The sequence below is a fragment of the Sediminicola sp. 1XM1-17 genome (assembly GCF_037203765.1).
Taxonomy (GTDB): Bacteria; Bacteroidota; Bacteroidia; order Flavobacteriales; family Flavobacteriaceae; genus Sediminicola.
This window is the reverse complement of record NZ_JBBCAS010000007.1, coordinates 204,746-231,569: the sequence shown is the minus strand read 5'-3', so window position 1 is coordinate 231,569 and position 26,824 is coordinate 204,746. Positions and strand designations below refer to the sequence as shown.

Below are 26,824 nucleotides of genomic sequence, written 5' to 3'. Positions count from 1 at the left end.
TTTTTGTGCCAAACAACAGACCATGAGCGCTTCCAATAGTGAGAGATATAAGCAAAGAGGGGTTTCCGCCTCCAAAGAAGATGTGCACAATGCCATAAAAAACATAGACAAAGGCTTGTTTCCAAAAGCATTTTGTAAAATAGTCCCGGACTATCTCACCAATGATGAGGACTATTGTTTGGTGATGCATGCCGATGGGGCAGGTACCAAATCTTCCCTGGCCTATATGTATTGGAAAGAGACCGGGGATATCTCTGTATGGAGGGGTATTGCCCAAGATGCCCTGATCATGAATGTGGACGACCTGATCTGTGTGGGAGCCACGGACAACATCATGCTCTCCTCTACCATCGGGCGCAATAAAAACTTAATCCCCGGGGAGGTGCTTTCGGCCATTATCAATGGTACGGAAGACCTTATTGCCGACCTGAGGGAACATGGGATCACCATTCACTCAACAGGTGGGGAAACTGCTGATGTAGGGGATTTGGTACGTACCATTATTGTGGATTCTACCGTTACGGCACGTATGAAACGCAGTGAAGTGATCGATAATGCAAATATCGAGGCAGGGGATGTCATTGTTGGTTTGGAATCTTTCGGACAGGCCACTTACGAAAAGGAATACAACGGCGGAATGGGAAGTAACGGACTTACCTCGGCCAGACATGATGTTTTTTCCAAGTATTTGGCTGATAGATACCCGGAAAGTTATGATCATGCTGTACCATCGGACTTGGTGTACTCAGGGAATGTGAAATTGACGGATGCGGTGCCAGATTCGCCTTTGGATGCGGGTAAATTGGTGCTATCGCCAACGAGGACCTATGCGCCCATTGTAAAAAAAATACTGACCAAATATACTTCCAAAGATATTCATGGGATGGTGCACTGCAGTGGTGGCGCGCAGACCAAGATATTACACTTCATAGACGAGCTTCATATTGTAAAAGACAATCTTTTCCCGGTACCGCCCTTGTTCAAATTGATCCAGGAACAATCCAAGACCGATTGGAAAGAAATGTACCAGGTTTTCAATTGTGGCCATCGCTTGGAATTCTATCTTAATGAAGCCATTGCCCAAGATGTGATCGCCATAGCAAAAAGCTTTGGGGTGGATGCCAAAATAGTGGGTCGGGTGGAAGAAAGTCCTGTCAAAAAATTGACCATAAAAAGCGAATACGGAATCTTCCAATATTAAGATATACGAATCCTTCCTTTTAAACGTTGTCTTATTAAAAGATAACTAGCTATGGAAAGAAAAAAATTTTTAATGAGCCTTGGAGCGGGAGCTGCTTTTGCCCTGGCATTCCCTTGTTTGCATGGGTGTTCATCGGGAGGTGAAGAGGAAACTATAAACGAAACCCCTGTGCCAAAAGGGGTCGACTTCACTATTGATTTGAACTCTTCAGAGGCCAATAACCTTAAGACCAATGGGGGATTTATTCTGAAAAATTTAGTGGTGGTCGTCAGAAATCTGGAGGGGGCCTACGTCGCTGCCAGTCAGGTTTGTAGCCATCAAGGCACAGAAAATGTACGCTTTGTAAATGATAACGGGGGTATTTTCAATTGTTCTACTCATGGAGCAAGATTTGATCAGGCCGGGACGCCTTTGAACAATATTACCAGTAGACCGTTGAAAATTTTCAGAACAGAACTCAATGGCGATATCCTTCGCGTATTTGAATAAAAGCAGATAAGCGTAAAACCCCACACTGATGCGGAAATTATTATGTATTTGGCTGCTTTGTCTACCCATGGCGCTTTGTGCCCAGGATTGGAATGATGATTTTAAAGATGCCATGGCCATAGCCAAGCAGGAAAATAAACCCATTATTTTGGTTTTTTCTGGCTCGGATTGGTGTGCGCCCTGTATTAAATTGGATAGGGAAATATGGCAATCCAATGAATTTAAATCGTACGCCAAGCAAAACTATATCCTTTATCGGGCAGATTTTCCACGTAAAAAAGAGAATAGATTAAAGGAACAGCTGGTTAGGGAAAATAAAGAACTAGCCGAACGCTATAATCCAAAAGGATATTTTCCATTAATACTGGTGCTCGATAAAAGCGGCAAGATCCTTGGTGAGACCGGATATCAGAAAACCACACCAAAAGCATACATCACCCTTCTAAATTCTTTTGGAAAGTGAAAAGAATGCTCCCTTTGTTGTTCTTGATGTTGACCGTGAATTTAAATGCTCAGGAACAGCAATTTGTTACGGTTCAAAAGGTAATGAAATTGATGGGGAGCAGGTTTGAGATCACCGTGGTTGCACCCAATGAGGAAATAGGATATATCAACATAGAAGAGGCCGCCGCCGAGATCCAACGGATTGAGCGGTTGATTTCTTCATGGGATGAGGGTTCCGAAACCGCAAAGATCAACCGAAATGCCGGTATTAAACCCGTAAAAGTCAGTAGGGAACTTTTCAAGCTGATCGAACGATGCAAGCAGGTTTCCGAAATTACAGATGGGGCTTTTGATATTACTTTTGCCTCTATGGATCAGATCTGGAAATTTGATGGCTCCATGAAATTTCCCCCAACAGAAGCTGAAATCAAGAATTCCGTTTCCAAAGTAGGTTTTAATAAGATTATTTTGGATGCCGAGGCAAGTACGGTACTGCTGAAAGACCAAGGGATGAAAATTGGCTTTGGTGCCATAGGAAAGGGGTATGCGGCCGATAAGGCCAAGGAACTTTTGGTGTCCAAACAGGTAAGGGCCGGTATTATCAATGCTGCAGGTGACCTCACTACTTGGGGTACCAAGGTAAGTGGTGAAAAATGGTTGATCGGTATAGCCAACCCGTTGAGCAAGGATAAGATTTTTTCCTGGTTGCCCATAGTGGAATCCTCCGTGGCAACTTCTGGCAACTATGAAAAATTTGTAACCTTTGGTGGGGTCAAATATTCCCATATCATAGACCCTCGTACAGGGTATCCCTCTACTGGAATCAATAGTGTTTCCATTTTCACAAAAACAGCAGAACTGAGCGATGCGCTCGCCACTGCCGTGTATATCATGGGGGTGGACACGGGATTGGCGCTGGTGGCACAATTAAGGGGCACCGAAGCCATAATTGTGGATAGTGACAATAAAATTCATAAGAGCAAGGGTATTATCTTCGATAATAATAACTAGATTTAGGAACCCTATATCATTTTACAACAAAATCCAATGACAAGATTTCTATTGATTCTTTTTTCTGCCATATCATTGACCTCCTGTGTAGCGGTAAAGGAATATGATAAGGTGTATTTGAATGATGAAGAAATGCAGTTGGCCATTAAAGGTATGGAGCAGTTTGAGGTTAATTTTCAAATTTATCGAGAAGCGGCATCCGGTGGCAATGGCGGAAAAACAGGTGGCGGCTGCGGCTGTAATTAATTGGTTATGAGAAGAATTTTCCTTGGTGTTTTCTGCCTTATCACATTTATCGTATCTGCCCAAGATACCCTTTCAACCGCATATAAAAAGCGTGTCTTGGAAGCAACGGAAATAGATCTGCTCTTCAGTCATTACAATCAGGATGGGATACATGCTGCAGTTTCCGGTGGTGATGGTACCGAGGAATTAACAGATGTTACGTCGAGTTTAATTGTAAGAATGCCGCTGAATGAGGATGATGTTCTTACCGTGGATGTGGGAATTTCTGCCTATACCTCTGCGTCCTCCAGTGATGTTAATCCATTGGATGGGGATCCGAACCGTCCTGTAAGTTCATATATAGCTTCTTCTGGTGCCTCCCGAAGCGATGTGTTGACCCATTTGACTCCGTCATATCAACATAGTTCCGATGATAGGAATACCATATGGGGGGTGAAGGGGTATGTCTCTTCTGAGTACGATTATTTTTCCGTGGGTTTTGGCGGGAGTTATACCCGCTTGTTCAATGAAAAAAATACTGAAGTAAGCGCGAGCGCTCAGGTTTTTCTGGATACTTGGAACCCCCAATATCCCATTGAACTCAGAGGGGGTTTTTTTGACGACCGGATTATGGGGAATGGGACGTACTCCCCGGTTTTCGAGGCCTTTGCAAATGAGAATAGAAATTCCTATTCCCTATCCCTCAATTTCTCCCAAATATTGGGCAAAAGGGTACAGGGATCCTTGTTTATGGATCTCGTTTCCCAAAACGGATTGCTGAGCACGCCATTTCAGCGGGTATACTTTGGGGATAGGGACGACTTCTATATTGACGAATTTCAATTGGCCGATGACGTAGAACGTTTACCAGATACTAGGGTGAAAGTCCCACTGGGAGGGCGCCTAAATGTTTATGTCAATGATCTGTTCGTAGTTCGATCCTATTACAGATTTTATAGCGATGATTGGGGGATTGCCTCACACACCGCAAGCTTGGAATTGCCTGTTAAAATTGGGAATGCCTTTACAATTTATCCCATGTATCGCTTTTATACCCAAACAGCTGCGGATTATTTCTTCGAAAAGGAGGTGGCATTGTCAACTTTCCAATTTTATACCTCGGACTATGATCTTTCTGCTTTTGATGCGCATCAATATGGGATGGGGATCCGATATAAGGATATTTTTACTTCAACAAAAGTATTCAACTATGGTCTAAAGACGCTAGATCTCCGCCTGAATCAGTATGATAGGAGTGATGGTTTGAGCTCTTTTATAGTCACTTTTGGGGCATCCTTCGTAGCTGATTAGCTTGGGGCAAACGAAAAACCTTGACGCAATCTTCTGATTTTCATTTTCTTATGATTCATGCCAAACTGTGGAAACATATTTTTATGCCGTGATGATTAGAATGGTTTTGCCACCAAAAAAATTGTAAATTCGCAGTCCAAGGGAAGTTTGAATATGTTAGATAAATTAAATTACGTTAAACAGCGTTTCGATGAGGTCTCCGACCTGATCATCCAACCCGATATTATTTCGGATCAGAAGCGTTATGTGCAGTTGAACAAGGAGTATAAAGACCTGAAAGCCTTAATGGATAAAAGGGAGGAATATATTGCCCTGACCAATAATTTGAAGGAAGCCGAAGAAATATTGGCCGATGGCAGTGATCCAGAGATGGTGGATATGGCTAAAATGCAGTATGAGGAAGCCAAAAGTGGTATTCCAAAGCTGGAGGAGGATATAAAATTCATGCTGATTCCCAAGGATCCTGAGGATGCCAAAAATGTGGTCATGGAAATCCGTGCCGGAACCGGTGGGGATGAAGCCAGTATTTTTGCGGGAGACCTTTTCAGGATGTATACCAAATATTGTGAATCTAGAGGCTGGAGCACCAATGTCATCGATTTGAGCGAAGGTACCAGCGGAGGTTATAAGGAGATCCAGTTTGAAGTGAACGGGGAAGATGTATACGGAACCCTGAAATTTGAAGCTGGGGTGCACCGTGTACAAAGAGTTCCACAAACAGAGACTCAGGGAAGGGTGCATACCAGTGCCGCAACGGTCATGGTATTACCTGAGGCGGAGGAGTTTGATGTACAGATAGATCCCAAGGAGGTCCGTATCGATTTCTTCTGTTCTTCGGGACCTGGAGGCCAGTCGGTGAACACCACATATTCTGCAGTGCGATTAACCCACCTTCCCACAGGTTTGGTAGCGCAATGTCAAGATCAGAAATCGCAGCATAAGAACAAAGAAAAAGCCTTCAGGGTATTGCGTTCCCGTCTATATGATATGGAACTTGCCAAAAAGCAGGAAGAGGATGCCGCCAAAAGAAACTCCCAAGTGAGCAGTGGTGACCGTTCCGCAAAAATTAGGACCTATAACTACCCACAGGGAAGGGTAACCGATCACAGAATTGGACTTACCCTTTATGATTTGTCCAATATTGTGAACGGAGATATTCAGCGCATCATTGATGAGTTGAGCTTGGTAGAAAATACCGAGAAACTAAAAGAAGCCTCTGAAATTTTTTAAAGTATAGAAGCCAACTGGGAACAGTTGGTTTTTTTTTATAGTACCATCATTGCCATGACCAATAAAGAGTTAGTAGACCAAATACGCCTTAAACAATCTTTCCTTTGTATAGGATTGGATGTAGATATTCATAAGATCCCAAAACATTTACTTTCGGAAGAAGACCCCATATTTTCATTCAACAAGGCGATCATCGATGCCACGCACCATCTTTGTGTGGCCTATAAGCCAAATATTGCTTTTTATGAAGCTCATGGCTTAAAAGGCTGGAAATCCTTGGAGAAGACCATACAGTATCTCAATACGCACTATCCGGAACAGTTTACCATAGCAGATGCCAAACGCGGGGACATTGGAAATACTTCTTCCATGTATGCCAAAGCATTTTTTGAAGACTTGGGATTCGATTCGGTGACCATTGCACCTTATATGGGAAAGGATTCCGTGGAACCCTTTTTGGAATTTGAGGATAAGCATACCATTTTATTGGCACTGACCTCAAATGAGGGGGCCTTTGATTTTCAGACGCAAATGGTAGATGGTATGGAATTGTACAAAAAAGTGCTGTCCACCTCCAAATCCTATAAAAATTCTGGTAACCTAATGTATGTGGTTGGTGCCACCAAGGCTACATTTTTAACGGATATCAGAAAAATAATTCCCGATAGCTTTTTGTTGGTGCCAGGTGTGGGCGCCCAAGGCGGTAGCCTTAGTGAAGTGTGCAAATATGGTATGACCAAAGATGTTGGTCTTTTGGTAAATTCGTCAAGAGGTATTATTTATGCCTCCTCTAATACTGATTTTGCAGAGGCGGCGAGAATCAAGGCCGAAGCGCTACAGGAGCAGATGGCAGTAGAATTGAAAAAGGAACTTTAAATATACCTACAACAGCCCTTCGAGCATTTTACTGATTTTTGAAGCCTTAAGCTCAAAAAATTCACCTAGTTTGGCGTCTGAATTTTTGATCTGTGAAGCCTTTTCCATAAAGAGGGCATACTGATATTCCAGAAAGCTGATGGCATTGCTGCTCTTGCTTATGGGAGTGGAAGTACCTACCTTGCAGTATTGATTTTCCATGGTTTATTTTTTCTTTCAAAGATAGGTGCAAATTGAGAAATTTGTCTGTTAATAAATTGTTATATATCTAATAATCAGGCAGGTTGTCCAAATGCCCTTTTTTTTGGGGATACATAATGGAAAATGGCGAGTTGTTTATACAAGGAACGGTACTTTGGAACATATTGTCCCTAAAATGCGGTATTGGGCAGTAGATAAAAGATTTTAATTTACTTTTATAAAAAAAAATCGTTTGTTAAACTATAGCACGTATAAACACCCAACTTCACTAAAGTGGGTCACCTTTGTCCATGGGGCAGGTGGCAGTTCTTCCATTTGGCACAAACAGGTGAGGGAATTCAAGGAGCATTTTAATATACTCCTTCTGGACCTTAGGGGGCATGGTGACTCAAAACCCCATCTGAAGGATGCGTTCAATGACAAGTATACTTTCGATTCAATAACCAAGGATATCATTGAGGTCGTAGATCATGAGAGCATTAAAATATCCCATTTTGTAGGCATCTCCTTGGGTACCATTTTGATCAGAAATTTGGCCGAGAAATATCCGGATAGAGTGGAGAGTATGATCATGGGAGGGGCTATCATGAAATTAAATTTCCGGTCCCAAGTCTTGATGCGTACCGGAGTTGTTCTGAAATCCGTAGTTCCCTATATATGGTTATACAAGTTTTTTGCTTTTGTGATCATGCCCAATAAAAACCATAGGGAATCAAGGTCGCTCTTTGTAAGGGAAGCCAAAAAACTATATCAAAAAGAATTTATACGTTGGTTCAAACTCACGGCTGAGATCAATCCCTTACTGCGCTTTTTTAGGAGTATGGAAATCGGGATTCCCACATTGTATGTAATGGGAGAGGAAGATTATCTGTTCTTGCCCACCATCCGTAAAATTGTAGATTCCCATAAAACTTCTGAGCTTATCGTTGTGCAGAATTGTGGTCACGTGGTGAATATAGAACAGCCTAAATTTTTTAATGATACCGTGATAGGGTACCTTTCAAGTAAGTAATTGGCTTTGGCTACTCTAAACTTATAATTTAAAAAGAAAAAGGTCGACCAAGTGGTCGACCTTTTTTATTGTCACGAACTAAAGTGAATTAGTTCACATCCCAGAATAATGGGGTGTACAAGTCATCTCCACCAATAGCAGATGAGGCTGCATTGTAATTGGCACCGTTGACAGATACTTCAGTTACAGGATAGATCATTCTCTTTGGAACTGGCAACTGTGACTGGTCACTTAAAGCCAAGGTAGGCCAATCCAATCTTCTGTATTCAGTCCAAGCTTCAAATCCTCTATTGAATAAGGCTATCCATTTTTGAGTTCCTATTTTGCGCTTGTAATCACCTGTAGCTGTTAGGTAGTTAACACTAGTCTGAGCCAAGTAAGAAGTAACCTCTGCGCTGGTACCTCCGTAGTACAGGATAGAAGCCTCTATTCCTGCATTGTAAAATGCTTGTGCGCTACCAGCAATAAAGCCCCTTTCCACAGCTTCAGCCAAGAAGAAAGCAACTTCGGCATAGTCCATGATCGTTCCAGGATATGTTGGGTCACCAACGATATCAAAGTTGATATGGGTGAAATTTGCATAGGCATTGTTAGCACCTGCAGGGCCACCAATATAAGGAGTCTCGTTATCTGCAAAGTAATCATCAATCCTAGGATCGTTCAACATGGTCAACATATCCACAGATGTTTTGTTCGCAATGTAGTCTTCCCTACGGTTATTCGTTTCGAACAAGTTGTAAAGTGGGTTGTTGTTGTCGGTTGGTGCAGATTCATATCGAATAACGGTGTTATCATCATTTGATTCAAAAACACCTGCATTGAAAGCTTCACTAACGGCCGTAGCTGCAACAGAAGGATTAACATCTGCAAGCCTCATTCCAATTCTCAACTTTACAGAATTGGCCAACTTTCTCCAGGCCACTACATCTCCACCGTAGAAAATATCATTCGATCCAAATGACTCTCCTCCACCAGCTAATGCTGCTTGAGCGGCGGAAATTCTAGACAAAAGATCCAAGTAGATCGTTTCTGCATCATCGTAAACAGGGAATAAATTTGTGATATCCGCTGCTTCGGAATAAGGAACATCTCCATTCAAATCTACCAAATGTTGGTAGGTATAAACATTGATCACCTCAATGATAGCCAATTGATTGGCTTTCGTTTGAGCGTCTAAAATCTCGTCAGCTTCAATAATAGTCACTGCAGATTTCAAATCGTTGATCACATTGTTGTAATAAACAGTCCAATAAGCAGAAGAAGGGTCCCTACCTATGATATCATAGTTGGATTCATCCACATAAGTAGCCTGTGACCAACTTTGGGCCCATAGTCTGAATACATTGGATCCACTGATGGTGGTTATCCTATCCGCCAAGTTCTTTTCAGCGTTAGCAACCAACGTAGCTGCAGGAACTACTGTTGGAAGTTTAGGGTCATTGTTGTAATCTGTAATATCCTCGGTACAACTTGAGATACTAATACCGGCAAGCAGTATAAATACTAATTTTCTCATATTTTTTCTAATTTAAAAGTCTAATTTAACGTTGAATCCATACTCCCTAACTGAAGGGTAGGCACCAATTTGGAAACCTTGTACGTTACCAGCTCCAAAACTTTGCTCTGGATCAGCGTATGGTAAATCTTTATCAATGATCCATAAGTTTCTACCAACAGCTGTAAAGGTTACGGCGTTGAATGGTAGCTTGCTCAAGATTTTTGCAGGTAAAGAATATCCTAAAGTTACTTCTCTAAGCTTTACGTAAGATGCATCGTAAACGAATTGTGCATCTGGTGCGTTTCCATACCTACCCAATGGGTTTTGATATGTGGTGAAATCACCTCTAACCGTGTTAGGAGTGCCGTCAGCTTGAACTCCTGGAAGTATGATGCCACCAGAGGTGTTATCTCCTGTAACAGGGTCTCTTAATGGGTTTCCAAGATCATTAAGACCTGCAGTTTCAGGATAAAGACCAGTAGCCATACCGAAGTAAAGGTCACCCGTAAATACGCTTCCACCTTCCTGAACATCGATCAAGAAGCTAAGGTTTACATTTTTGTAAGTGAAAGAGTTGGATAGACCAGCTTTCCAATCTGGATTGATATCTCCAAGGACTTCTTGGTTGGAGGCTGTTTTTAGATACTTACCATTGGTGCCAACTACTTTCTCGCCATCTAGGTAAACATAATCTGTACCTCTTAGTGTACCGTAAGCTTCTCCTTTGGCAGCGTTCAAGGAAACACCGAAGAAACTGTTGATCAAGATATTTTCAGAATCTTCAAATAGATCCAATACCTCACTCTTGTAGGTAGAGAAGTTCAAGGTAGTTCTCCATTCAAAATCAGAAGATTTTATGGCAGAACCATATAATTGAAGTTCAAGACCTTTGTTGGAAACCTGTGCAGAGTTAACAACCGTGTTGGTAAATCCAGAAGCTGGCGTAATCTCAACTGGGATAATACCATCACTTGTTACCTGCTCGTATAAAGATAGTTCAAAGCCCAATCTTTTTCTCCAGAAGTTCATTTCAAGACCAATCTCTTTACTTTCAGTTCTTTCTTCCCTTAAGTTGGGGTTATTGGAAGTACTTGGATTGGAATATAGATTTGCACCACCAAAACCAGCAATTGGGTTGTAAGTGTTTCTTAGGTTATAGGGCTCAGCACCGTTACCGACCTCTGCATAACCTGCCCTAAGCTTACCAAAGGAGATGACATTGCTATCAAACAAATTGGAAAAGATAAAACTGGTAGATATGGATGGATAATAAAAAGAGTTGTTTCCATCAGGAAGTGTAGAGAAGGTGTCCTGTCTTAAAGATCCTTCCAAGTATACTGTGCTGTCATAGTCAAAGCTTGCGTTTGCAAATACACCAACTACTCTAACATCTGCATCAAATTCAGATCCCGCACCAAATACGATAGGGTTGATGGAGTTGGAAAGTGCGAAAATACCTGGTAATTTCAATCCGCCATTTGTGGCAGCGGTAACAGAATTGCTAACGGTTTGTCTGTAATTGGAACCAACAACACCGGATACACCAACTTTTTCAGTTATTTGTTTGTTGAAGTTCAATAACAAGTCATAGTTGTATTCAGAAAAATTAATATTTCTTCTAGAATATTCTGGAGTGTCAATTCCTCCAACTTGATTTCTCTCTTCTCTGATCTCAGAATAGGTGTCGACTGTAGCTCTACCAAAAACTTCTAACCAATCAGTAGCTTTATAAGAAAGACTTCCAAATCCGAACAATCTGCTGCGCTCGTCATTGTTGAAGTTCTCATAACGTGTAAAGTAAGGGTTGTCCCAGTATTTTGGTCCTAAACTGTTAGGGCCGCTAGGGTTCCAGGAAATATTCTGACGCGTTGCGAAATAGGCTTGTCTTTGGTCTTCCAAGTCAGCATTAACAGCCCACCATTGTCTGAAGTTGGTCATTAAGTTTTCAGCATCATAACCTGTACCATATCTACCAAGGCCTCCACTTTTAGTGTACGTAGCTTTACCGGTAACGGTCAATTTGTCGGATAAATTCATGATACCAGATAAATCTACAGTATGACGTTTGATCTCACTGTTCGGCATGATACCGGTCTGATCCAATCTTGTATAGCTCATCCTCATGCTACCGTCTTCGCCACCGTGACTTACTGCAACGTTCTGACTGTTGGTCACACTGGTCTGAAAGATAGAGGCTGGACCGTTTTTAGCCGCAATCCAAGGACTTTGTTGTAGGTAAGTATCCAATTGTGGATAGTAAGAGTCCCATTGGTAAACCAATAGATTGGGATCAAATCGAAGTCCAAAAGATCCATCTTCACCTGTTGGAGGTGTTAGGTCATCGGTACCATCACCATTGACATCCGCCGAATCTATGTAGCCAGCGCCGTAGTATGGTCCGTAACCTTGACCATATTCGTCTTGATATTTTGCGAAAGTATCAGCATCATAATTACCAAAGGTTACTCCAGAATTGATGGAAACACCCAATCCTTTTTTGGAAGTTCCTTTTTTTGTGGTGATGATGATAGCTCCATTTGCAGCTCTGGATCCGTAAAGTGCAGTTGCAGCCGATCCTTTAAGAACGTTGATTGTTTCAATGTCCTCAGGGTTAATATCACTGGCGGCATTACCGTAGTCATAACCATCACCTCCAGTGGCCTGTGTGCCTGTGTTGAATGTACTGTTGCTAATTGGTACACCATCAACTACAAATAGGGCTTGATTGTTCCCTGTAATAGAAGAATAACCCCTAATAATTACGTTGGTAGAACCACCTAAGGTTGAACTTTTCTTAATATCAACACCCGCTACTTTACCAGAAAGTGAGTTTACAAAGTTTTGATCTTTAGCAGTACTTACCTGATCTCCACCTATCTCTTGTGTGGCGTATCCCAGCGATTTTTTCTCTCTACTGATACCAAGTGCAGTAACTACCACCTCGTCCAGGGCCTGAGCGTCCTCTAATAGGGAAACATTGATAACGTTGGAAGCTCCAACTGTTCTTTCATCGGATTTTTGTCCGATGTAGGAGAATACTAAAACATCTCCGGATTTTGCTTGTATGGCATAATTTCCATCAAAATCGGTTTGTGTACCGGTTGAGGTTCCTTTGACCACAACACTGGCACCGGGCAAGGGAATATTATTCTGGTCAGAAACCGTACCCGTAATAGTTTTCTCCTGCGCGGTCACAAAGAGCGACAGTAGAAAAATCTTAAAAAATAGAAAATACTTCATTTTCATAAAGATTAAATTTGAGTTAATTAAAAAGGTTTTTAGTAAGGTTAAAAAAGCTAGCTTATTTCTTATAAGTAGCTAATTCAAATAAAAAATGAATGCAAAGCATCTGGTATGGAAGCAATGATTGTAGCTAGCCTTTTAACCTGCGCGCAAATTAACAGAAGAGGGTTGTTAATCTTATTGTTCCCGACCTAGATGAATTAAATCCGATGCAGGTTAACGCTTACAGTTTCTGTAGCAGGTTGATATTCAACAGCATGTAAGAATGACCGATGAAAGTTAAAATATTAAGGAAAAGTGTTGGGTAGTGGCTTTTTTTTAACGTTTAGGGGTGTTTGGATTTAATGTATTCCATGGGAGTCATGTTTTTTCTCTTCTTAAAAGCCTTGTAAAAAGAGACCCTGTTGTTAAAGCCCGACTCATAAATCAAATCATTGACCGTTTTGATTTCTGTGCTATTGTTTATAATGCTTATAGTTTCTTCTACCCTATAATCGTTGATGAATTCGTAAAAGTTTTTGCCAAACTCCTGATTGATGACCTGCGATAAGCTATAGCGATCCGTATTTAATTCCTGGGCCAACTTTTCCAAGGTAATATTATTGTCCAGATGTGGCTTCTTGTGCTTCAACAACTCGTATAAATCACTCTTTAGTGTGGCAAGCATGTCCTCTGTAAGTCCCGAATTCTTGTACTTTGGATTGTGGTCATCACTTTTGTTGTCCGCCAGTTCCGGATTGGTAATGATTTGTGGACTTATATAGAGCATTAATCCTGAACAACAAATAAAGATCGATAATAGAATGGCGGCAAAGGATTTTGTTAGAAAGTCAAAATCACTGATCTGCTCACTAGTAGTCCTGATATAGAGCAATATCAAAATAACGGCTATGAATGACAACAGCAATACCATCCAATTTTTATTGGGAGTGCTCACTGTGCCTTTGTATTTGTTAAAAAGTCCGATCAGCATTATAAAATATAGGGTGGTATGGGCCGATTTGAGATACAAGCTGTTCAAAAAGATTGCGATGGTGCTTGTGGTAATTGAATTGCCCGAAGGATTCAGGTTTCCAAGAAACAATAGGGATATAAAGGCAATGATGAAAATGCCGTAGTGTGTGACTATTTGTTTTGGGGAAAAGGACGATGTTGGATCTAATTTGTGCTTCAGGTATACATACAATGAAGGCAGCCAAATAAAAAATTGGACCCGGAAAAATGAAATTTTGGGTTGATAATTTAGATTGGTCCACCAATATAAAGCCAATTCAAAAAGCATTAAGGATAGTCCTATAATGAATAGACCTAAAAAAATATTATGTCTATCTGTTTTCTGATATTTCGATATTAACCTCAATCCTATAAGGGTTCCTATGGCCGAGATGATAATAAAAAGGTAGTTTAATAATTCATGTTGAAGGGAATTATTGTGGATTACTATGGTTTGGTTGGAAGTTGCACTGGTAACCATAGCATTTTTTTTAGCATTTCCATCTTTGGCGCCCTTGTTATTGGTAGAATTACCATTGCTTTTGTTCATTGCGCTATTGAGGGCTATTTCATTAAGCTGGGAATAGGTGATCAAAAGTTCTCTATTGCTGAAACCTTTTACTTCGGCATTTTTGAAATAATCCTCTGCCTTTGCATAATTTTCGAATTTGTACTCGCAAACACCCAGTTGAAATACTTCATTTGCACTTAGGGAAGAAATATTCTGTGTTGCCAATCTACTCAATTCATTGATATCACATTGAACAGTTTTGACATCCTCAAATTGTCCAAGTAAAGGTTGAAAAAAGGAGAAGGAAAGGATAATGAATAATCTCGACAGCATAGATTCAATTTCAGCGGGCAAAAGTAGTGGTATTTGTTAACAAGAAGTACCAATGTTGCATTAAAATTGATTAGACACTATTTTCAACCAAAAGTAAAGTGTGCCATTGTAATTATTTTGATGATCCTAGGTCGGGCACAAAGGGCGGGTGTGCATTTTTGGTATAAAATGGTTGTTGGGAATTCCCGGTTGGTAATTGGCCTTGTAGCTATGGAGGTACAGAATAAAAAAACCGGTGCTCCCACCGGTTTTAAACTAACTAACTCAAAAATTACTAACTCAAATAAATCAATGCAAATATTGCATTTTACTTGAAAATAGAGCTGACATAAGTATTACCATTACGTTATGTTAGCTATACTTTAAAGTAACGAATTTTTTTTTAAAATATTGTCAGATTTCCAATTAAAATAACTCATTATCAGTCCTGTAAGGCAAAAATTTTGCGAAGTAGTGCCGTAGTCCTTGAGGAGACATTGGTCCTTATTTCCTTTTCCTCCACAGCGATCATGGTATATACACCTGATAGGGCCTCTTGGGTGACATAATCAGTGAGGTCGGGATTGACATTGTTGGTTAGGGGAAGATTGTTATAGCGCGTGATGATATTGCTCCAAATTTTATCTGCACCCACCCGTTGAAATGAATTTTTTATTATCGGATTGAATTTGTTGTACAGTTCTGTTTGGGTTGTATTTTTTAGATATAGGGTGGCAGCATCATCATTGCCCAAAAGAATATTTTTTGCGTCCGTAAAGGTGATTCCTTTCACGGCATTGATAAATATAGGTGTGGCTTCGCCTACAGCTTCCTCTGCCGCCCTGTTCAATACTTTTAATCCTTCATCGGCAAGACTGCCCAGTCCAACATCCCTAAGGGTTCTGTCTACTTTTTGCAGTTCTTCCGGTAGCAATATTTTGACCAATTCGTTCCTGTAATAGCCATCTTCCTTGGTGAGCTTGCTGACCTGTCTTTCAATGCCCTTGTCCAATGCTTCCCTTAGTCCGTTGGCTATTTCCTCATTGCCTATGCCGTAGGTTCCCTGGGGAAACTGATCAACAACTTGCTGCAGTTCCGCACAGGCTACGAGTTGGAAAATCACTGTAATCAGTAATATTTTTTTGATCATATCCATATTTTAGTAATGTAATTTATTTTATAACATGTCATTTGGCTTACAATAAAGTCGCCAAAGATGTTTTAATTAGGAAAAAATAACGGTCTTGTTATTGTACACCATTGTTTTTCTTTGGATGTGCAACTTTACAGCCCTGGATAATACTATTTTTTCCAAATCCTGACCTTTGGCTATAAAATCCTTAATGGTATGTGCATGCGTCACGGTAACCACATCCTGTTCAATAATTGGGCCAGCATCCAATTCTTCCGTTACATAATGACTGGTAGCCCCAATGATTTTGACTCCTCTTGCAAAAGCAGCGTGGTATGGTTTTGCACCTGCAAATGCTGGTAAAAAGGAATGGTGGATGTTAATGATCTTATTTGGATATTGGTCAATGGTTTTGGGAGGGATGATCTGCATATACCTCGCCAGCACAATAAAATCGATTCCATGTTGCTCCAAGAGCTCCAAATGTTTGTTCTCGGCTTCCTCTTTATTGTCCCTGGTTACAGGAATATGGTAAAAGGGAATCTGGAACTGTTCCGAAATATTCTGAAGATCTTTGTGGTTGCTCAAAATAAAGGGGATATCCACCTCCAATTCACCAGAATTAAATCTGCTCAACAGATCATAAAGGCAGTGGTTGTACTTGGATATAAATAAGGCCATTTTGGGTTTTATACCACTAAGGTGAATTTTAAAATCCATATCGAAGGGACCCGCTATTTGCTTCTCAAATTGGGACTTGAAATGTTCAAATGAAATGGTGTTTTCATCAAATTCACTTTCCAGCCGCATAAAAAAAACGTCGGCCTGCTTGTCCACATGTTGGTCTATATAAATTATGTTGCCCCCTTTATTATGAATAAAACCTGTTACTGAGCTTATTATTCCGGCCTGATCTGGGCAATTGATTAGAATAGTGGTTTTCAAAATGGTTCATTTTAAGGGGTAAAATTAAGGTATTCAGAATTGAAGACTCAATCTCATTGGTATTTTTATAATATTCCGATTTATACTTTATATACTTTGCACTTTTCGTAAATTGCGCATCTAAAAATGTCTCTAAATTACATATGGAACAAATAAAGCCTTACACTCCAAAAAATAAAGTGCGAATCGTAACAGCAGCATCTCTTTTTGACGGTCACGATGCCGCCATCAATATAATGCGTAGAATAATACAATCCACAGGAGTGGAAGTCATCCATTTGGGACATGACCGAAGCGTTACCGAAGTCGTAGATTGTGCCATACAGGAAGATGTTAATGCTATAGCGATGACGTCCTATCAGGGAGGGCATAATGAATATTTCAAGTACATGTATGATCTACTCAAGGAACGTGGGGCATCGCATATAAAAATATTTGGAGGAGGAGGTGGAGTCATCCTTCCCGAAGAGATCAAAGAATTGATGGATTACGGAATTACCCGTATCTATTCCCCTGATGACGGTAGAACTATGGGCCTACAAGGAATGATCAATGATCTGGTAGCACAAAGTGATTTTCCTGTTCCTTCTTTGTTGCTTCCAAAAGGGAAATCTTTGGTTGCCTCATTGGAAGAAAAGGATGTGAATACTTTGGCCCGTTTGATTAGTTTGGCGGAGAATAGAAATGATCAGTTTAAATCTCAATTTTCTGCCGTAGATCATAAAAAAAATAAGGTGCCCGTATTGGGAATTACCGGAACTGGAGGATCAGGAAAGTCGAGCTTGGTTGATGAATTGGTTAGAAGATTTTTATTGGATTTTCCCGAAAAGACCATTGGTATTGTTTCCGTGGATCCATCCAAAAGAAAGACTGGCGGGGCATTATTGGGGGATAGGATCAGGATGAATGCGATCAGTGATGACCGGGTCTATATGCGTTCATTGGCGACAAGACAATCCAATTTGGCGTTGTCCAAATATGTGGAAGAGGCCGTTCAAGTATTGAAGGCCGCGGGATTTGACCTGATCATCTTGGAGACTTCCGGAATCGGGCAGTCAGATACCGAAATAATAGAGCACAGTGATGTGTCACTTTATGTGATGACCCCAGAATTTGGGGCAGCCACACAATTGGAGAAAATTGATATGCTCGATTTTGCAGACCTTGTGGCTATCAATAAATTTGATAAAAGAGGTTCCTTGGATGCCCTTAGGGATGTGAAAAAGCAATATATGCGGAACAATGACCTCTGGGACACTCCCCAAGAGGATCTTCCTATTTTTGGGACTATTGCATCCCAATTCAATGATCCTGGCATGAACAGGCTTTATGGGGCCATAACCGCCAAGCTGGTGGAAAAAGTGGATGCCGACCTAAATTCCTCTTTTGTGGCAACCCATGAGATTACCGAAAAGATTTTTGTTATCCCTCCATCAAGAACCAGGTACCTATCTGAAATAGCGGAGAATAACAGGGCTTATGATGAGATGGTCAATGCGCAATCAAAAGTAGCGCAACAATTATACGGCATATATAAAACCCTTGAAGGTCTTGCAGATGGAGCTCTTGGTCTGACCAAAATTGGTGTAGATGACGAACAGTTAAATTTAGAGCACCCAGAAAATGGGCAGCTTATGGCATTGCTCTTAAAAGAGTTTGATCGGGTTAAGATGGACCTGGATCCATATCATTGGGATAGTATCATCAATTGGGAATCCAAAGTCCAGAAATACAAGGACCCAGTCTATAGCTTTAAGGTAAGGGATAAAGAGATCAAGATAGAAACCCATACCAAATCATTGTCCCAGGTAGACATTCCCAAGATAGTGCTTCCAAAGTACAAGGCATGGGGAGATCTGTTGCGTTGGACCTTGCAAGAAAATGTTCCAGGGGAATTTCCGTATACAGCCGGACTCTATCCTTTTAAAAGGACAGAAGAGGATCCAACGAGGATGTTTGCTGGTGAAGGAGGTCCTGAACGTACCAATAGGCGTTTTCACTACGTGAGTTTTGGTATGCCGGCCAAACGTTTGTCCACGGCATTCGATTCGGTAACCCTTTATGGGAACGATCCTGATCACAGGCCCGATATCTATGGCAAAATTGGAAATGCGGGTGTTTCCATATGCTGTTTGGACGATGCAAAAAAATTGTATTCCGGTTTTGATCTCAGTGGGATAATGACCTCTGTGAGTATGACCATCAATGGCCCGGCTCCCATGTTGTTGGGATTTTTTATGAATGCCGCTATTGATCAGAATTGTGAAAAGTACATCAAGGAGAATGGCCTAGAAAAGGAGGTAGAGGCAAAAATCAATGCTATCTACAAAGATAAGGGGGTTGAAAGACCTAAGTATATTGGAGAACTTCCCAAAGGTAATGACGGGTTGGGACTTATGCTTTTAGGGGTCACTGGGGATCAGGTTTTGCCTAAAGACATTTATGACAACATCAAAAAGACCACGCTGAACCAAGTTAGGGGAACGGTGCAGGCCGATATCTTGAAAGAGGACCAGGCACAGAACACCTGTATTTTCTCAACCGAATTTGCATTGCGACTTATGGGTGATGTCCAAGAATATTTCATTCAGAAGGAGATCCGCAATTTCTATTCTGTTTCCATCTCTGGATATCACATCGCAGAGGCAGGTGCAAACCCGATCACGCAATTGGCTTTTACCCTGTCCAATGGGTTTACTTATGTGGAATACTACCTGAGTAGAGGGATGGATATCAATAAATTTGGACCTAACCTTTCGTTCTTCTTCTCCAACGGTATTGATCCCGAATATGCCGTAATCGGTAGGGTAGCAAGAAAAATCTGGGCAAAGGCCTTAAAGCATAAATATGGAGCTGATCCTAGGGCCCAAATGTTGAAATATCACATTCAGACCTCTGGTAGGAGCTTGCATGCACAGGAAATAGATTTTAACGATATCCGTACCACCTTGCAGGCATTGTATGCGATCTATGATAACTGCAACTCCTTGCACACCAATGCGTATGATGAAGCAATTACCACGCCAACCGAGGAGTCGGTAAGAAGGGCCATGGCCATACAGTTGATCATTAACAAGGAATTGGGCTTGGCGAAAAATGAGAATCCGTTGCAGGGCTCGTTCATTATTGAGGAATTGACCGATTTAGTGGAGGAAGCTGTGCTTTTGGAGTTCGATAGAATTACAGAAAGGGGAGGGGTTTTAGGCGCCATGGAAACCATGTATCAGCGTTCCAAGATTCAGGAAGAAAGCCTTTATTATGAGACCCTTAAACACACTGGGGAGTTCCCAATTATTGGTGTTAATACCTTTTTGAGTTCCAAAGGATCCCCTACCATTCTACCTGCAGAGGTAATCAGGGCCACTGAGGAAGAAAAAGAGGCGCAGATCGCAACCCTCCAAAACTTGCACAAACGAAATGATGCCATTGTGGAAAAGGAGTTGATGGAGTTACAGGATAGGGCAGTCAATAATGAGAATATCTTTGAAAAGCTGATGGAGGTCACCAAAGTATGTTCCTTGGGCCAAATAACAAAAGCTCTTTTTGAAGTCGGAGGACAATACAGAAGAAATATGTAGCAATAAAAAAGCCTCGATGTAAATCGAGGCTTTTTTTTTATAGAAAAATATCGGTTTCCAATTAAAATCCAAAGGACTCATTCAGGCCCCAATTGGTGTCCCCTTGGTCACCTTTTAAAGAACGCTTCCATTTTTTATAGAGCCTTCTGAAATGTTTTATTTCTCCCCTCAATAAATTGATATACTCTTTCTCCTTTACACCGTCTTTTTCGAGTCCATTGCAATAAGAAAGGATATTTCTAATCATTATATTGATCAGGGCAATGCTCTTTATTCGGACATCATAGGATTCGGTACATTCCGCCTGTGCAATTTTCTGTGGGATAAGGATAGAATCGGTTATCAGGGAATCTGCAATAATGTCCCGTAAGCTATTTGATTGGTACAATAACAACAGGTCTTTGTTATATGAAACATACGCAGCTATTTCCCTGCTCATCATGCAGAGTTCCAAAGCCTTTCTATATACAGGCACCGTGCGTAAATTTTTATAGGACATTTTTTACTTCCATAAGGATTATATTATAAAATTACGTAGTAATCAGCAAAATTATCTTTGGATTTAAAAGTAATAATGTAATTTAGCTATTGAAAATAAATTATTTTAAATTTAAAGATTTGAATGTAAAGATTGATGATTTAAATTGGGGAATCCTGAAATGTTTACAGGACAATGCAAGGGAATCCTTTGCAAATATTGGCCGTAAAGTGGGACTGACTCCACCCGCTGTTGCGGAGCGTGTAAAAAAAATGGAGGACATGGGTATCTTGGAGGGGTATAAGGCCGTAGTGTCGCATACCCAAACCGGATATCAATTGCGGGCCATTATTACATTGCGTGCTTTTATGGGTAAACTAAGGCCATTTTTGGATACCGTAGGAACTTTCGAGGAGGTGTTGAACTGTTACCGGATTACCGGAAATGAAAATATCATTATGGAGGTGGTTTTGAAAGATCAATTTCATTTGGAGCATTTTATAGACAAATTGATTCAGTACGGAGAGACCAGAACACATATTATCCTATCGGATGTTGTTTCGGACGCACCTATTAAAAAGCGAAGAAATATGTAGTGATGTGTATGTTCGTGGCTATCAAAATACTATTTTGTAGTCTAAATAATTATTGCTGAATATAATCTATGGACCTTACGGAATTTATTAACTTTATTTCGCAATCAAATTGGCTAGATTTTTGATGCACCCATTGGTATGAGAAAAATAATTTTCCTTTTGCTTATCAGTAGTACCTTTAGTGTTGCTGCTCAAGATTTGACCTTTAAAAAAGGAGTAGTTACAGATTCGGTATTCATCAATGATTCTATTCAAGAATCATTTGCCCTGTATATGCCGAAGAATTTTGACAATGCCAAAAATTGGCCCGTCATATTTCTTTTCGATGAGGAGGGGAGGGGTAGGCAGTTGGTAAGATTCTTTCAGGAAGCCGCAGAACAAGAAGGGTATATTTTGGCTGCCTCCAACAATGTCCATGATTCCTTGCCCATATCCAAGAATATCTTGATTTCGAATCGCATGTTCAATAGGACGTTTCAGCTTTTTTCAATACATGCCAAGAGAATTTATACGGGTGGAATATCCGGTGGAGGAAGACTTGCAAGTGTAATACCTGTATTTGTTCCAAATATTGAAGGTGTAGTTTCCTTTGGTGGAACTTTGGGGAATGTAGAGGTCTTGAGTTCGAAAAACTTGTTTCACTATATTGGCATTGTCAGTAAGGAGGATTACAATTACCCTATGATGTTGTCTGATGAAATATTGCTCAATAAGCTAAAATTTCCCAATCAATTGCTCTTGCTGAACAATGGGGATAAGTCAAAGGAACTTCTCCAGTTACAAAAAGCCATGCAAATTTTCACCCTCTCCGCTATGGCCAAAGGAAATATTGCCTTGGATGAGCCATTTGTGCAAAAGATTTATGACGAAAGCCTTAGGGAAATAGAAGAATTGATGGCATCCAAAAAATTGTTGGAAGCAGAGAAATTGATAGAAGAAACACAGTCCGTGTTCAGGGTGCACAAAAGAGGAGACGATCTCAAGGAGAAATTGAAATCTTTAAAAAGGGACAAGCTTTTTAGATCGCAAAGTCGAAACGAAAGCAATATGTTTTTTAAAGAATCCTTGATCAAGGAGGATTACAACTACTATTTGGAGGAGGATGTGCTGACCTATAATTTTAATAATTTGGGATGGTGGAATTACCAAATGGAGGAATTGAAAAAATATGAGTCAAGCCAAAATGAGGCAGAGCGTCAAATGGGGAAGCGTTTGTACGGATTTGTAAATGCATTGGTGGATGATATGGAGCATATATTGGCAAATGAAGCCAAGGTAGATGAGGATGCCCTTCTATTTGTTTTGATGCTAAAAACCATTACGAACCCTAAGTCATACGATGCTTATCTGAAAGTAGTGTCCTACAGTTCTAAAATGGAAGATTATGGCACTGCTCTTTTTTATGCGGAAGAATTGCTGAAAAATGGGTTTACCGACAAGACAGCGTTATACAGTCTAGAGCACACGGCCTTACTGAGAATAACCCCGGAATTCAATGATTTGGTGACCAAATATCTAGACGACGCCCGTTATGAGATCAAGGAACAATAAGGTGTGGAATTTTGTTGAGGTCCCAATCAATAACCAATCCTTTGGCCAATGATTGGGCAATTTCCTTGCCATATAGATATTCACATAAATAAAGGGCGGCTTCAAAACTTTTGGCTCCTCCAGCCGAAGTGATGTATTTGCCATCGTGAACAAAAAGGACGCTATCCTTTACTTTTAAATGTGGAAATTTAGTGCGGTATGTCGCAATGTCACTTGGAAAAGTTGTAGAGGTTACATGGTCCAAAATACCTGCCTGTGCCAAGACAAAAGCACCATCACAATGGGAAGTCACGAATAGGGCGTTCCGGTCCACCTTTTTTATAAAGTTGATCATGGTCGTGTCCTTTAGATCCGAATCCAAATGGTGCTCCGCACTCGGCACTACCAAGATATCTATTTGGGGCAATTTGTCTTTGGTGTAATCAAAGTCTGGCAAAATACGCAAGCCTTCAAAGGTCGTGACAGGTTGTAAGGTATTGGCAACCGTAAAAACGTTCATCGACTTGATTCGTTCCCTGTATTGGGTATGTTGAAAGATATCAAAGGGTGCCGTAAATTCCGTATTGAAGGTGCCATCCATCACCAAAAAGGCTACGTTGTATCTATGGGGAATTATTTTGGGTAATTGTCTTTCGGCTGTTGGCATGCTATTTTGGGCTTCTTCTTGTTGGCCGCATCCTAGGAAAAGGGTACAGATGATAAGCGCATAGACTTTAAATGAGTTTTTCATTTTTTTGATGTGTTTGGGTGTATCTGTTCAATAGTAAAAGTAATATAATGCCAAAGACACAGATCATGACTATGGCGTACCATGTTATAGAAAAACCGTAATTGGCAATGGAGCGCATACCATAATTATGGGCAAAAACATGGGAAAAGGAGAAGGCAATACTGTAAAGAGCCATATATTCCCCTTGGTTACCCCTTTTTGAGCGTTCCATGGCATAGGCATTGGAAAAGGGAAAGGCGATCATTTCCCCCAAGGTCATAAGTAACATGCCAATAATGAGAATGCCTATCCATGAAAAGAGATTTAATACCAAAAAACTTAAGGACACCAGTAGAAACCCAACGATCATGTTGGTGATTTTGGACCATGGTTTGCGTTCCATGTATTTGATGAGCGGCATTTCAAAGGCAAAAATAAGGAAACCGTTCATGGCCAGGATAAGACCTATCTGCAGTTCACTCAATTCATACGCCTTATTGTAGTAAATAGGGATGGTAGAAAAATATTGCACAAAGGAGAAACCGAACATGACCATCGCAGCTATAAAAATCCAGTAAGCGGAATCTTTGTAGGCAGAAGTCGGGTTCAGGTTTTTTTGGTTGTCCATGACCCTGGCTTTCTTTGGATTCAATATGTAAAACAATAATAGTCCGGCAGAAATGCAGGTAATGCCATCTACCCAAAACAGACCTGCGTACCCTATGGAGGTTATGATGATACCGCCCAAAGCGGGCCCTGTAGAAAAGCCGAGGTTTATAGCCAACCGTATCAAGGTGACCGATCTGGTCTTGTTCTCAGGTTTGCTATAGGCAATTAAGGCTACAAAAGCCGCTGGCCTAAAGGCATCCGCTACGATCATCAAGATAAAGATACCCCCGCAGATGGCATAAAAATCCTCCAAGAATTGCAATCCGACAAAGAGCACCCCAGATAAACTTAGACTGATCAGCATGACCTTGTAGTATCCAATAATATCCGTGAGCTTTCCCCCGATCCACGCGCCGATCAATGACCCAAGGCCAAAACAGGTCATAATGGTCCCAACATGATCTAGGGCAAAACCTAAATTTTGGGTCAGATAAAGGGATAGGAAAGGAATCACCATGGTTCCGGCCCTGTTGATCAACGTGATCAGGGCCAACCACCAAACTTCTTTGGACAATCCCTTAAAGGAATCAGTGTAACTGAGGTAGATATTTTTCATGGGTATGTTGCCCGACATAAAAAAAGCCCGACGCAACGGTCAGACTCTCGGTTTTTCAATTGATATTTCTGGTTTTGAAAATGTGCTGTTCCGAACTATCAATTTTTCATTGCCTACTTTGGAGTAACAAAACTAGATAAAAATATGGTATGTTGTATTTTTGTATTTCCAACGACTTTAATTCATTGCCATGAGAACTTTTTATTTGCTTTTGCTCTTACTTGCCCTGGGATGCCAAGACAAGAAATACCATTCAGAAACCAAGGGGGCAACAGCCGCAGATACAACCAAGACAGTAGGCGAAATATTGGAATTTCAGCATAAAATGAACCAAGAATTTAGAGACCCAGAGACGTCGCCACTTCCCGATCGCTACCGTAAGAATTTTGAGGGATTGTCCTTTTTTCAACCCGATACGAGTTTTAGGGTTGTCGCTAAATTTGTAAGAACTCCCGAGGCGGTACCATTTATGATGCCCACAACTACGGATAGGGTATCCCAAGAGGTCACCTATGGTGTGGCACACTTTGTATTGAAGGGTAAGAAATATGAATTGGAGGTTTATCAGAACCAAGAGCTGATGTTGGAGGAGAATTATAAGGATTATCTGTTTCTCCCCTTTTTGGATGAGACCAATGGAGAGGAAACCTATTCCGGCGGACGCTATATCGACCTGAGCATTCCCGAAGGGGGTAGTATGATCATCGACTTTAATAGGGCCTATAATCCCTATTGCGTTTACAATAAAAAATATTCTTGCCCCATTGTCCCGAAAATCAATACTTTGCCCATTGAGGTCAAGGCCGGACTAAGGGCATTTGAACCAAAGGCAGATTAAAAAAAAGAATCCTAGCAAATACTGCTAGGATTCTTTAAGAAATATAAACTAAGCTACTTATAATTTAGAAAGAATATACTGCTGCCAGGACAAATGAGGATAGGCTCTTGGTCGGAGTAAGGTCATTGTCAATGAAGGCATCATCAGAAGCACTGTCCAAACGCAATTCTGGTTTGATCATGAGGTTGCCAATAGTGGCGCTTCCGGTCAGGGTAACTGCAAATACGCTGGAATCCTCGACCCCTGTTCCAATAGCTCCAAAGTCACCGGTCTCCGTGAAATATTCCCCTCTCAAACCAATGGTAAAGGTGTCTGAGGTTGCATACTGTGGGTATAATGCTGCGCCAGCGAATCCTACGCCATCATTGTCAAAATACGCTGCATTGATTCCCAAGAAAAACTCATCCGAAACATCAAAACCTCCAGTAAAGTCGATTTCATAAGCCCCGTCATCGGTAATGAAATTAAGATATTGTCCGCTGTAACCCAATTGGGCTCCATAGGCATAGTTTCCGGTAGGATTGAACTCTGTAAGGTCTGTTGGGTTCATAACCGCAACCATGGCCGACCAATCGTTGCCCAAATCAAAATCTGCCTTTAGGCCTGTATGGGAAAATGGACCATATGAGAAAAGGTAGGAGGTGCTATAGTTAAAGTTTGCTACGGGCGAAATTACCTCGTACCCCAAAAAGGTATTGAAGTTACCAAAGGTCAATGTTACCTTATCGCTCACATTCCAGTAAACATATAGCTGGTTCACGATATTTCCGGTAGCGGAATACATGGGGGATGCAAATATGGCATCGGTTCCACGTGGGCCAAAAACCAGGTCGGCAACAAAACCAACATCTTCCCCTTCATAGCTGGCAATTACATTTGCCATGCCCAATGCAAATCCTGGAAGATTGGCAAAGGATGATCCAGGCGCTATGGCATCCTCATCATTTGGGGCACTTAGGTTGGCCCTGTAATAGGCATCAACAGATCCGCTCAAGGAAAACTTAGGTTTGGTTTCTGCTTCCTCTTCCTGGGCAAAAAGTCCAGTGGTCAATAAAGCTATAGCGAAAAAAAGTAATTTTTTTACGTAATTTGTATGGATAATCGTTTTCATAATTCAATGGTTTAATTGTCCTTATTAAAAAGGAATGATTGATTGTTGTTCTTGAAGTTTTATATGTGAAAGGGTTATGTAACGGAGCGTTCTGCAAAACGCTC

The 26,824-nt window shown here is 40.9% G+C and carries 23 protein-coding genes; 13 read left to right on the top strand and 10 right to left on the bottom strand.

Going from position 1 to position 26,824, the window contains the following annotated elements; translation table 11 throughout:
- Positions 1-22: 22 nt before the first annotated feature.
- The 8 genes from WAA86_RS12260 (at position 23) to pyrF (ending at position 6,787) form a co-directional block, all read left to right on the top strand.
- Positions 23-1,201 carry an AIR synthase related protein gene (locus tag WAA86_RS12260; protein ID WP_337301343.1) on the top strand — a complete coding sequence of 393 codons (1,179 nt, stop codon included), beginning with the start codon at positions 23-25 and terminating at the stop codon, positions 1,199-1,201.
- Positions 1,202-1,252: 51 nt separating this feature from the next.
- Complete coding sequence (locus tag WAA86_RS12255; RefSeq protein WP_337301298.1) at positions 1,253-1,690, top strand: QcrA and Rieske domain-containing protein; 438 nt, start codon at positions 1,253-1,255, stop codon at positions 1,688-1,690.
- A gap of 28 nt (positions 1,691-1,718) precedes the next feature.
- On the top strand, positions 1,719-2,153 hold the full coding sequence (locus WAA86_RS12250; protein WP_337301297.1) for a thioredoxin family protein: 435 nt from the start codon (positions 1,719-1,721) through the stop codon (positions 2,151-2,153).
- The gene (locus WAA86_RS12245; protein ID WP_443217591.1) at positions 2,150-3,145 is read left to right on the top strand and encodes an FAD:protein FMN transferase; all 996 of its coding nucleotides are present in this window, start codon (positions 2,150-2,152) and stop codon (positions 3,143-3,145) included. The genes WAA86_RS12250 and WAA86_RS12245 overlap by 4 nt, the downstream gene beginning before the upstream one ends.
- 36 nt (positions 3,146-3,181) lie before the next feature.
- Positions 3,182-3,391 (top strand): DUF4266 domain-containing protein, encoded by a 210-nt coding sequence (locus WAA86_RS12240; protein ID WP_337301296.1) that lies wholly within the window; start codon positions 3,182-3,184, stop codon positions 3,389-3,391.
- A 6-nt stretch (positions 3,392-3,397) separates the two neighbouring features.
- Complete coding sequence (locus WAA86_RS12235) at positions 3,398-4,681, top strand: DUF3570 domain-containing protein (protein WP_337301295.1); 1,284 nt, start codon at positions 3,398-3,400, stop codon at positions 4,679-4,681.
- Between the two features lie 153 nt (positions 4,682-4,834).
- Positions 4,835-5,911, top strand: a complete 1,077-nt coding sequence (gene prfA, locus WAA86_RS12230) for a peptide chain release factor 1 (protein WP_337301294.1) — start codon at positions 4,835-4,837, stop codon at positions 5,909-5,911.
- 54 nt (positions 5,912-5,965) lie between these two features.
- Complete coding sequence (gene pyrF, locus WAA86_RS12225) at positions 5,966-6,787, top strand: orotidine-5'-phosphate decarboxylase (protein WP_337301293.1); 822 nt, start codon at positions 5,966-5,968, stop codon at positions 6,785-6,787.
- Positions 6,788-6,793: 6 nt separating this feature from the next.
- Here pyrF and WAA86_RS12220 read toward each other — a convergent pair whose 3' ends face one another.
- The gene (locus WAA86_RS12220; RefSeq protein ID WP_337301292.1) at positions 6,794-6,988 is read right to left on the bottom strand and encodes a hypothetical protein; all 195 of its coding nucleotides are present in this window, start codon (positions 6,986-6,988) and stop codon (positions 6,794-6,796) included.
- 232 nt (positions 6,989-7,220) lie between these two features.
- Between WAA86_RS12220 and WAA86_RS12215 the strand changes: the two genes are divergently transcribed.
- Positions 7,221-8,000 (top strand): alpha/beta fold hydrolase, encoded by a 780-nt coding sequence (locus WAA86_RS12215; RefSeq protein ID WP_337301291.1) that lies wholly within the window; start codon positions 7,221-7,223, stop codon positions 7,998-8,000.
- 88 nt (positions 8,001-8,088) lie between these two features.
- Here the strand turns inward: WAA86_RS12215 and WAA86_RS12210 are convergent, their stop codons facing one another.
- From WAA86_RS12210 to purU, 5 genes are all read right to left on the bottom strand, one after another.
- Positions 8,089-9,516, bottom strand: coding sequence for a SusD/RagB family nutrient-binding outer membrane lipoprotein (locus WAA86_RS12210; protein ID WP_337301290.1), 1,428 nt, complete (start codon positions 9,514-9,516; stop codon positions 8,089-8,091).
- Between the two features lie 12 nt (positions 9,517-9,528).
- Entirely contained in the window at positions 9,529-12,738 is a 3,210-nt protein-coding gene (locus WAA86_RS12205; protein WP_337301289.1) for a SusC/RagA family TonB-linked outer membrane protein, read from the bottom strand.
- Between the two features lie 328 nt (positions 12,739-13,066).
- Positions 13,067-14,578, bottom strand: a complete 1,512-nt coding sequence (locus WAA86_RS12200) for a helix-turn-helix domain-containing protein (protein ID WP_337301288.1) — start codon at positions 14,576-14,578, stop codon at positions 13,067-13,069.
- 421 nt (positions 14,579-14,999) lie between these two features.
- Positions 15,000-15,707: a DUF4197 domain-containing protein gene (locus tag WAA86_RS12195; protein ID WP_337301287.1), complete on the bottom strand. Its 708-nt coding sequence runs from the start codon at positions 15,705-15,707 to the stop codon at positions 15,000-15,002.
- A 75-nt stretch (positions 15,708-15,782) separates the two neighbouring features.
- Positions 15,783-16,634 (bottom strand): formyltetrahydrofolate deformylase, encoded by an 852-nt coding sequence (gene purU, locus WAA86_RS12190; protein ID WP_337301286.1) that lies wholly within the window; start codon positions 16,632-16,634, stop codon positions 15,783-15,785.
- 143 nt (positions 16,635-16,777) lie between these two features.
- On the opposite strand from purU, the gene WAA86_RS12185 reads away from it, so the two are divergent.
- Positions 16,778-20,212, top strand: a complete 3,435-nt coding sequence (locus WAA86_RS12185; protein ID WP_337301285.1) for a methylmalonyl-CoA mutase family protein — start codon at positions 16,778-16,780, stop codon at positions 20,210-20,212.
- A 61-nt stretch (positions 20,213-20,273) separates the two neighbouring features.
- On the opposite strand, the gene WAA86_RS12180 is transcribed toward WAA86_RS12185, so the two are convergent.
- Positions 20,274-20,711 carry a hypothetical protein gene (locus WAA86_RS12180; RefSeq protein WP_337301284.1) on the bottom strand — a complete coding sequence of 146 codons (438 nt, stop codon included), beginning with the start codon at positions 20,709-20,711 and terminating at the stop codon, positions 20,274-20,276.
- Between the two features lie 119 nt (positions 20,712-20,830).
- Here WAA86_RS12180 and WAA86_RS12175 point away from each other — a divergent pair, with 119 nt between their 5' ends.
- Complete coding sequence (locus WAA86_RS12175) at positions 20,831-21,286, top strand: Lrp/AsnC family transcriptional regulator (protein ID WP_337301283.1); 456 nt, start codon at positions 20,831-20,833, stop codon at positions 21,284-21,286.
- A 138-nt stretch (positions 21,287-21,424) separates the two neighbouring features.
- On the top strand, positions 21,425-22,837 hold the full coding sequence (locus tag WAA86_RS12170; RefSeq protein WP_337301282.1) for an alpha/beta hydrolase: 1,413 nt from the start codon (positions 21,425-21,427) through the stop codon (positions 22,835-22,837).
- On the opposite strand, the gene WAA86_RS12165 is transcribed toward WAA86_RS12170, so the two are convergent.
- Together WAA86_RS12165 and WAA86_RS12160 are read right to left on the bottom strand one after the other, a co-directional pair.
- Positions 22,824-23,567 carry a DJ-1/PfpI family protein gene (locus tag WAA86_RS12165; RefSeq protein ID WP_443217590.1) on the bottom strand — a complete coding sequence of 248 codons (744 nt, stop codon included), beginning with the start codon at positions 23,565-23,567 and terminating at the stop codon, positions 22,824-22,826. The genes WAA86_RS12170 and WAA86_RS12165 overlap by 14 nt on opposite strands.
- Positions 23,551-24,771 carry an MDR family MFS transporter gene (locus WAA86_RS12160; protein ID WP_337301281.1) on the bottom strand — a complete coding sequence of 407 codons (1,221 nt, stop codon included), beginning with the start codon at positions 24,769-24,771 and terminating at the stop codon, positions 23,551-23,553. The genes WAA86_RS12165 and WAA86_RS12160 overlap by 17 nt, the downstream gene beginning before the upstream one ends.
- Before the next feature lie 190 nt (positions 24,772-24,961).
- Between WAA86_RS12160 and WAA86_RS12155 the strand changes: the two genes are divergently transcribed.
- Entirely contained in the window at positions 24,962-25,609 is a 648-nt protein-coding gene (locus WAA86_RS12155) for a DUF1684 domain-containing protein (RefSeq protein WP_337301280.1), read from the top strand.
- A gap of 64 nt (positions 25,610-25,673) precedes the next feature.
- Here WAA86_RS12155 and WAA86_RS12150 read toward each other — a convergent pair whose 3' ends face one another.
- Positions 25,674-26,720, bottom strand: coding sequence for a porin (locus tag WAA86_RS12150; protein WP_337301279.1), 1,047 nt, complete (start codon positions 26,718-26,720; stop codon positions 25,674-25,676).
- Between the last annotated feature and the right edge of the window lie 104 nt (positions 26,721-26,824).

Coding starts and splice junctions, on each gene's coding strand:
- WAA86_RS12260 (WP_337301343.1), top strand. CDS start 23: ATGAGCGCTTCCAATAGTGAGAGATATAAGCAAAGAGGGGTTTCCGCC.
- WAA86_RS12255 (WP_337301298.1), top strand. CDS start 1,253: ATGGAAAGAAAAAAATTTTTAATGAGCCTTGGAGCGGGAGCTGCTTTT.
- WAA86_RS12250 (WP_337301297.1), top strand. CDS start 1,719: ATGCGGAAATTATTATGTATTTGGCTGCTTTGTCTACCCATGGCGCTT.
- WAA86_RS12240 (WP_337301296.1), top strand. CDS start 3,182: ATGACAAGATTTCTATTGATTCTTTTTTCTGCCATATCATTGACCTCC.
- WAA86_RS12235 (WP_337301295.1), top strand. CDS start 3,398: ATGAGAAGAATTTTCCTTGGTGTTTTCTGCCTTATCACATTTATCGTA.
- prfA (WP_337301294.1), top strand. CDS start 4,835: ATGTTAGATAAATTAAATTACGTTAAACAGCGTTTCGATGAGGTCTCC.
- pyrF (WP_337301293.1), top strand. CDS start 5,966: ATGACCAATAAAGAGTTAGTAGACCAAATACGCCTTAAACAATCTTTC.
- WAA86_RS12220 (WP_337301292.1), bottom strand. CDS start 6,988: ATGGAAAATCAATACTGCAAGGTAGGTACTTCCACTCCCATAAGCAAG.
- WAA86_RS12210 (WP_337301290.1), bottom strand. CDS start 9,516: ATGAGAAAATTAGTATTTATACTGCTTGCCGGTATTAGTATCTCAAGT.
- WAA86_RS12205 (WP_337301289.1), bottom strand. CDS start 12,738: ATGAAGTATTTTCTATTTTTTAAGATTTTTCTACTGTCGCTCTTTGTG.
- WAA86_RS12200 (WP_337301288.1), bottom strand. CDS start 14,578: ATGCTGTCGAGATTATTCATTATCCTTTCCTTCTCCTTTTTTCAACCT.
- WAA86_RS12195 (WP_337301287.1), bottom strand. CDS start 15,707: ATGATCAAAAAAATATTACTGATTACAGTGATTTTCCAACTCGTAGCC.
- WAA86_RS12185 (WP_337301285.1), top strand. CDS start 16,778: ATGGAACAAATAAAGCCTTACACTCCAAAAAATAAAGTGCGAATCGTA.
- WAA86_RS12180 (WP_337301284.1), bottom strand. CDS start 20,711: ATGTCCTATAAAAATTTACGCACGGTGCCTGTATATAGAAAGGCTTTG.
- WAA86_RS12170 (WP_337301282.1), top strand. CDS start 21,425: ATGAGAAAAATAATTTTCCTTTTGCTTATCAGTAGTACCTTTAGTGTT.
- WAA86_RS12165 (WP_443217590.1), bottom strand. CDS start 23,567: ATGAAAAACTCATTTAAAGTCTATGCGCTTATCATCTGTACCCTTTTC.
- WAA86_RS12160 (WP_337301281.1), bottom strand. CDS start 24,771: ATGAAAAATATCTACCTCAGTTACACTGATTCCTTTAAGGGATTGTCC.
- WAA86_RS12155 (WP_337301280.1), top strand. CDS start 24,962: ATGAGAACTTTTTATTTGCTTTTGCTCTTACTTGCCCTGGGATGCCAA.
- WAA86_RS12150 (WP_337301279.1), bottom strand. CDS start 26,720: ATGAAAACGATTATCCATACAAATTACGTAAAAAAATTACTTTTTTTC.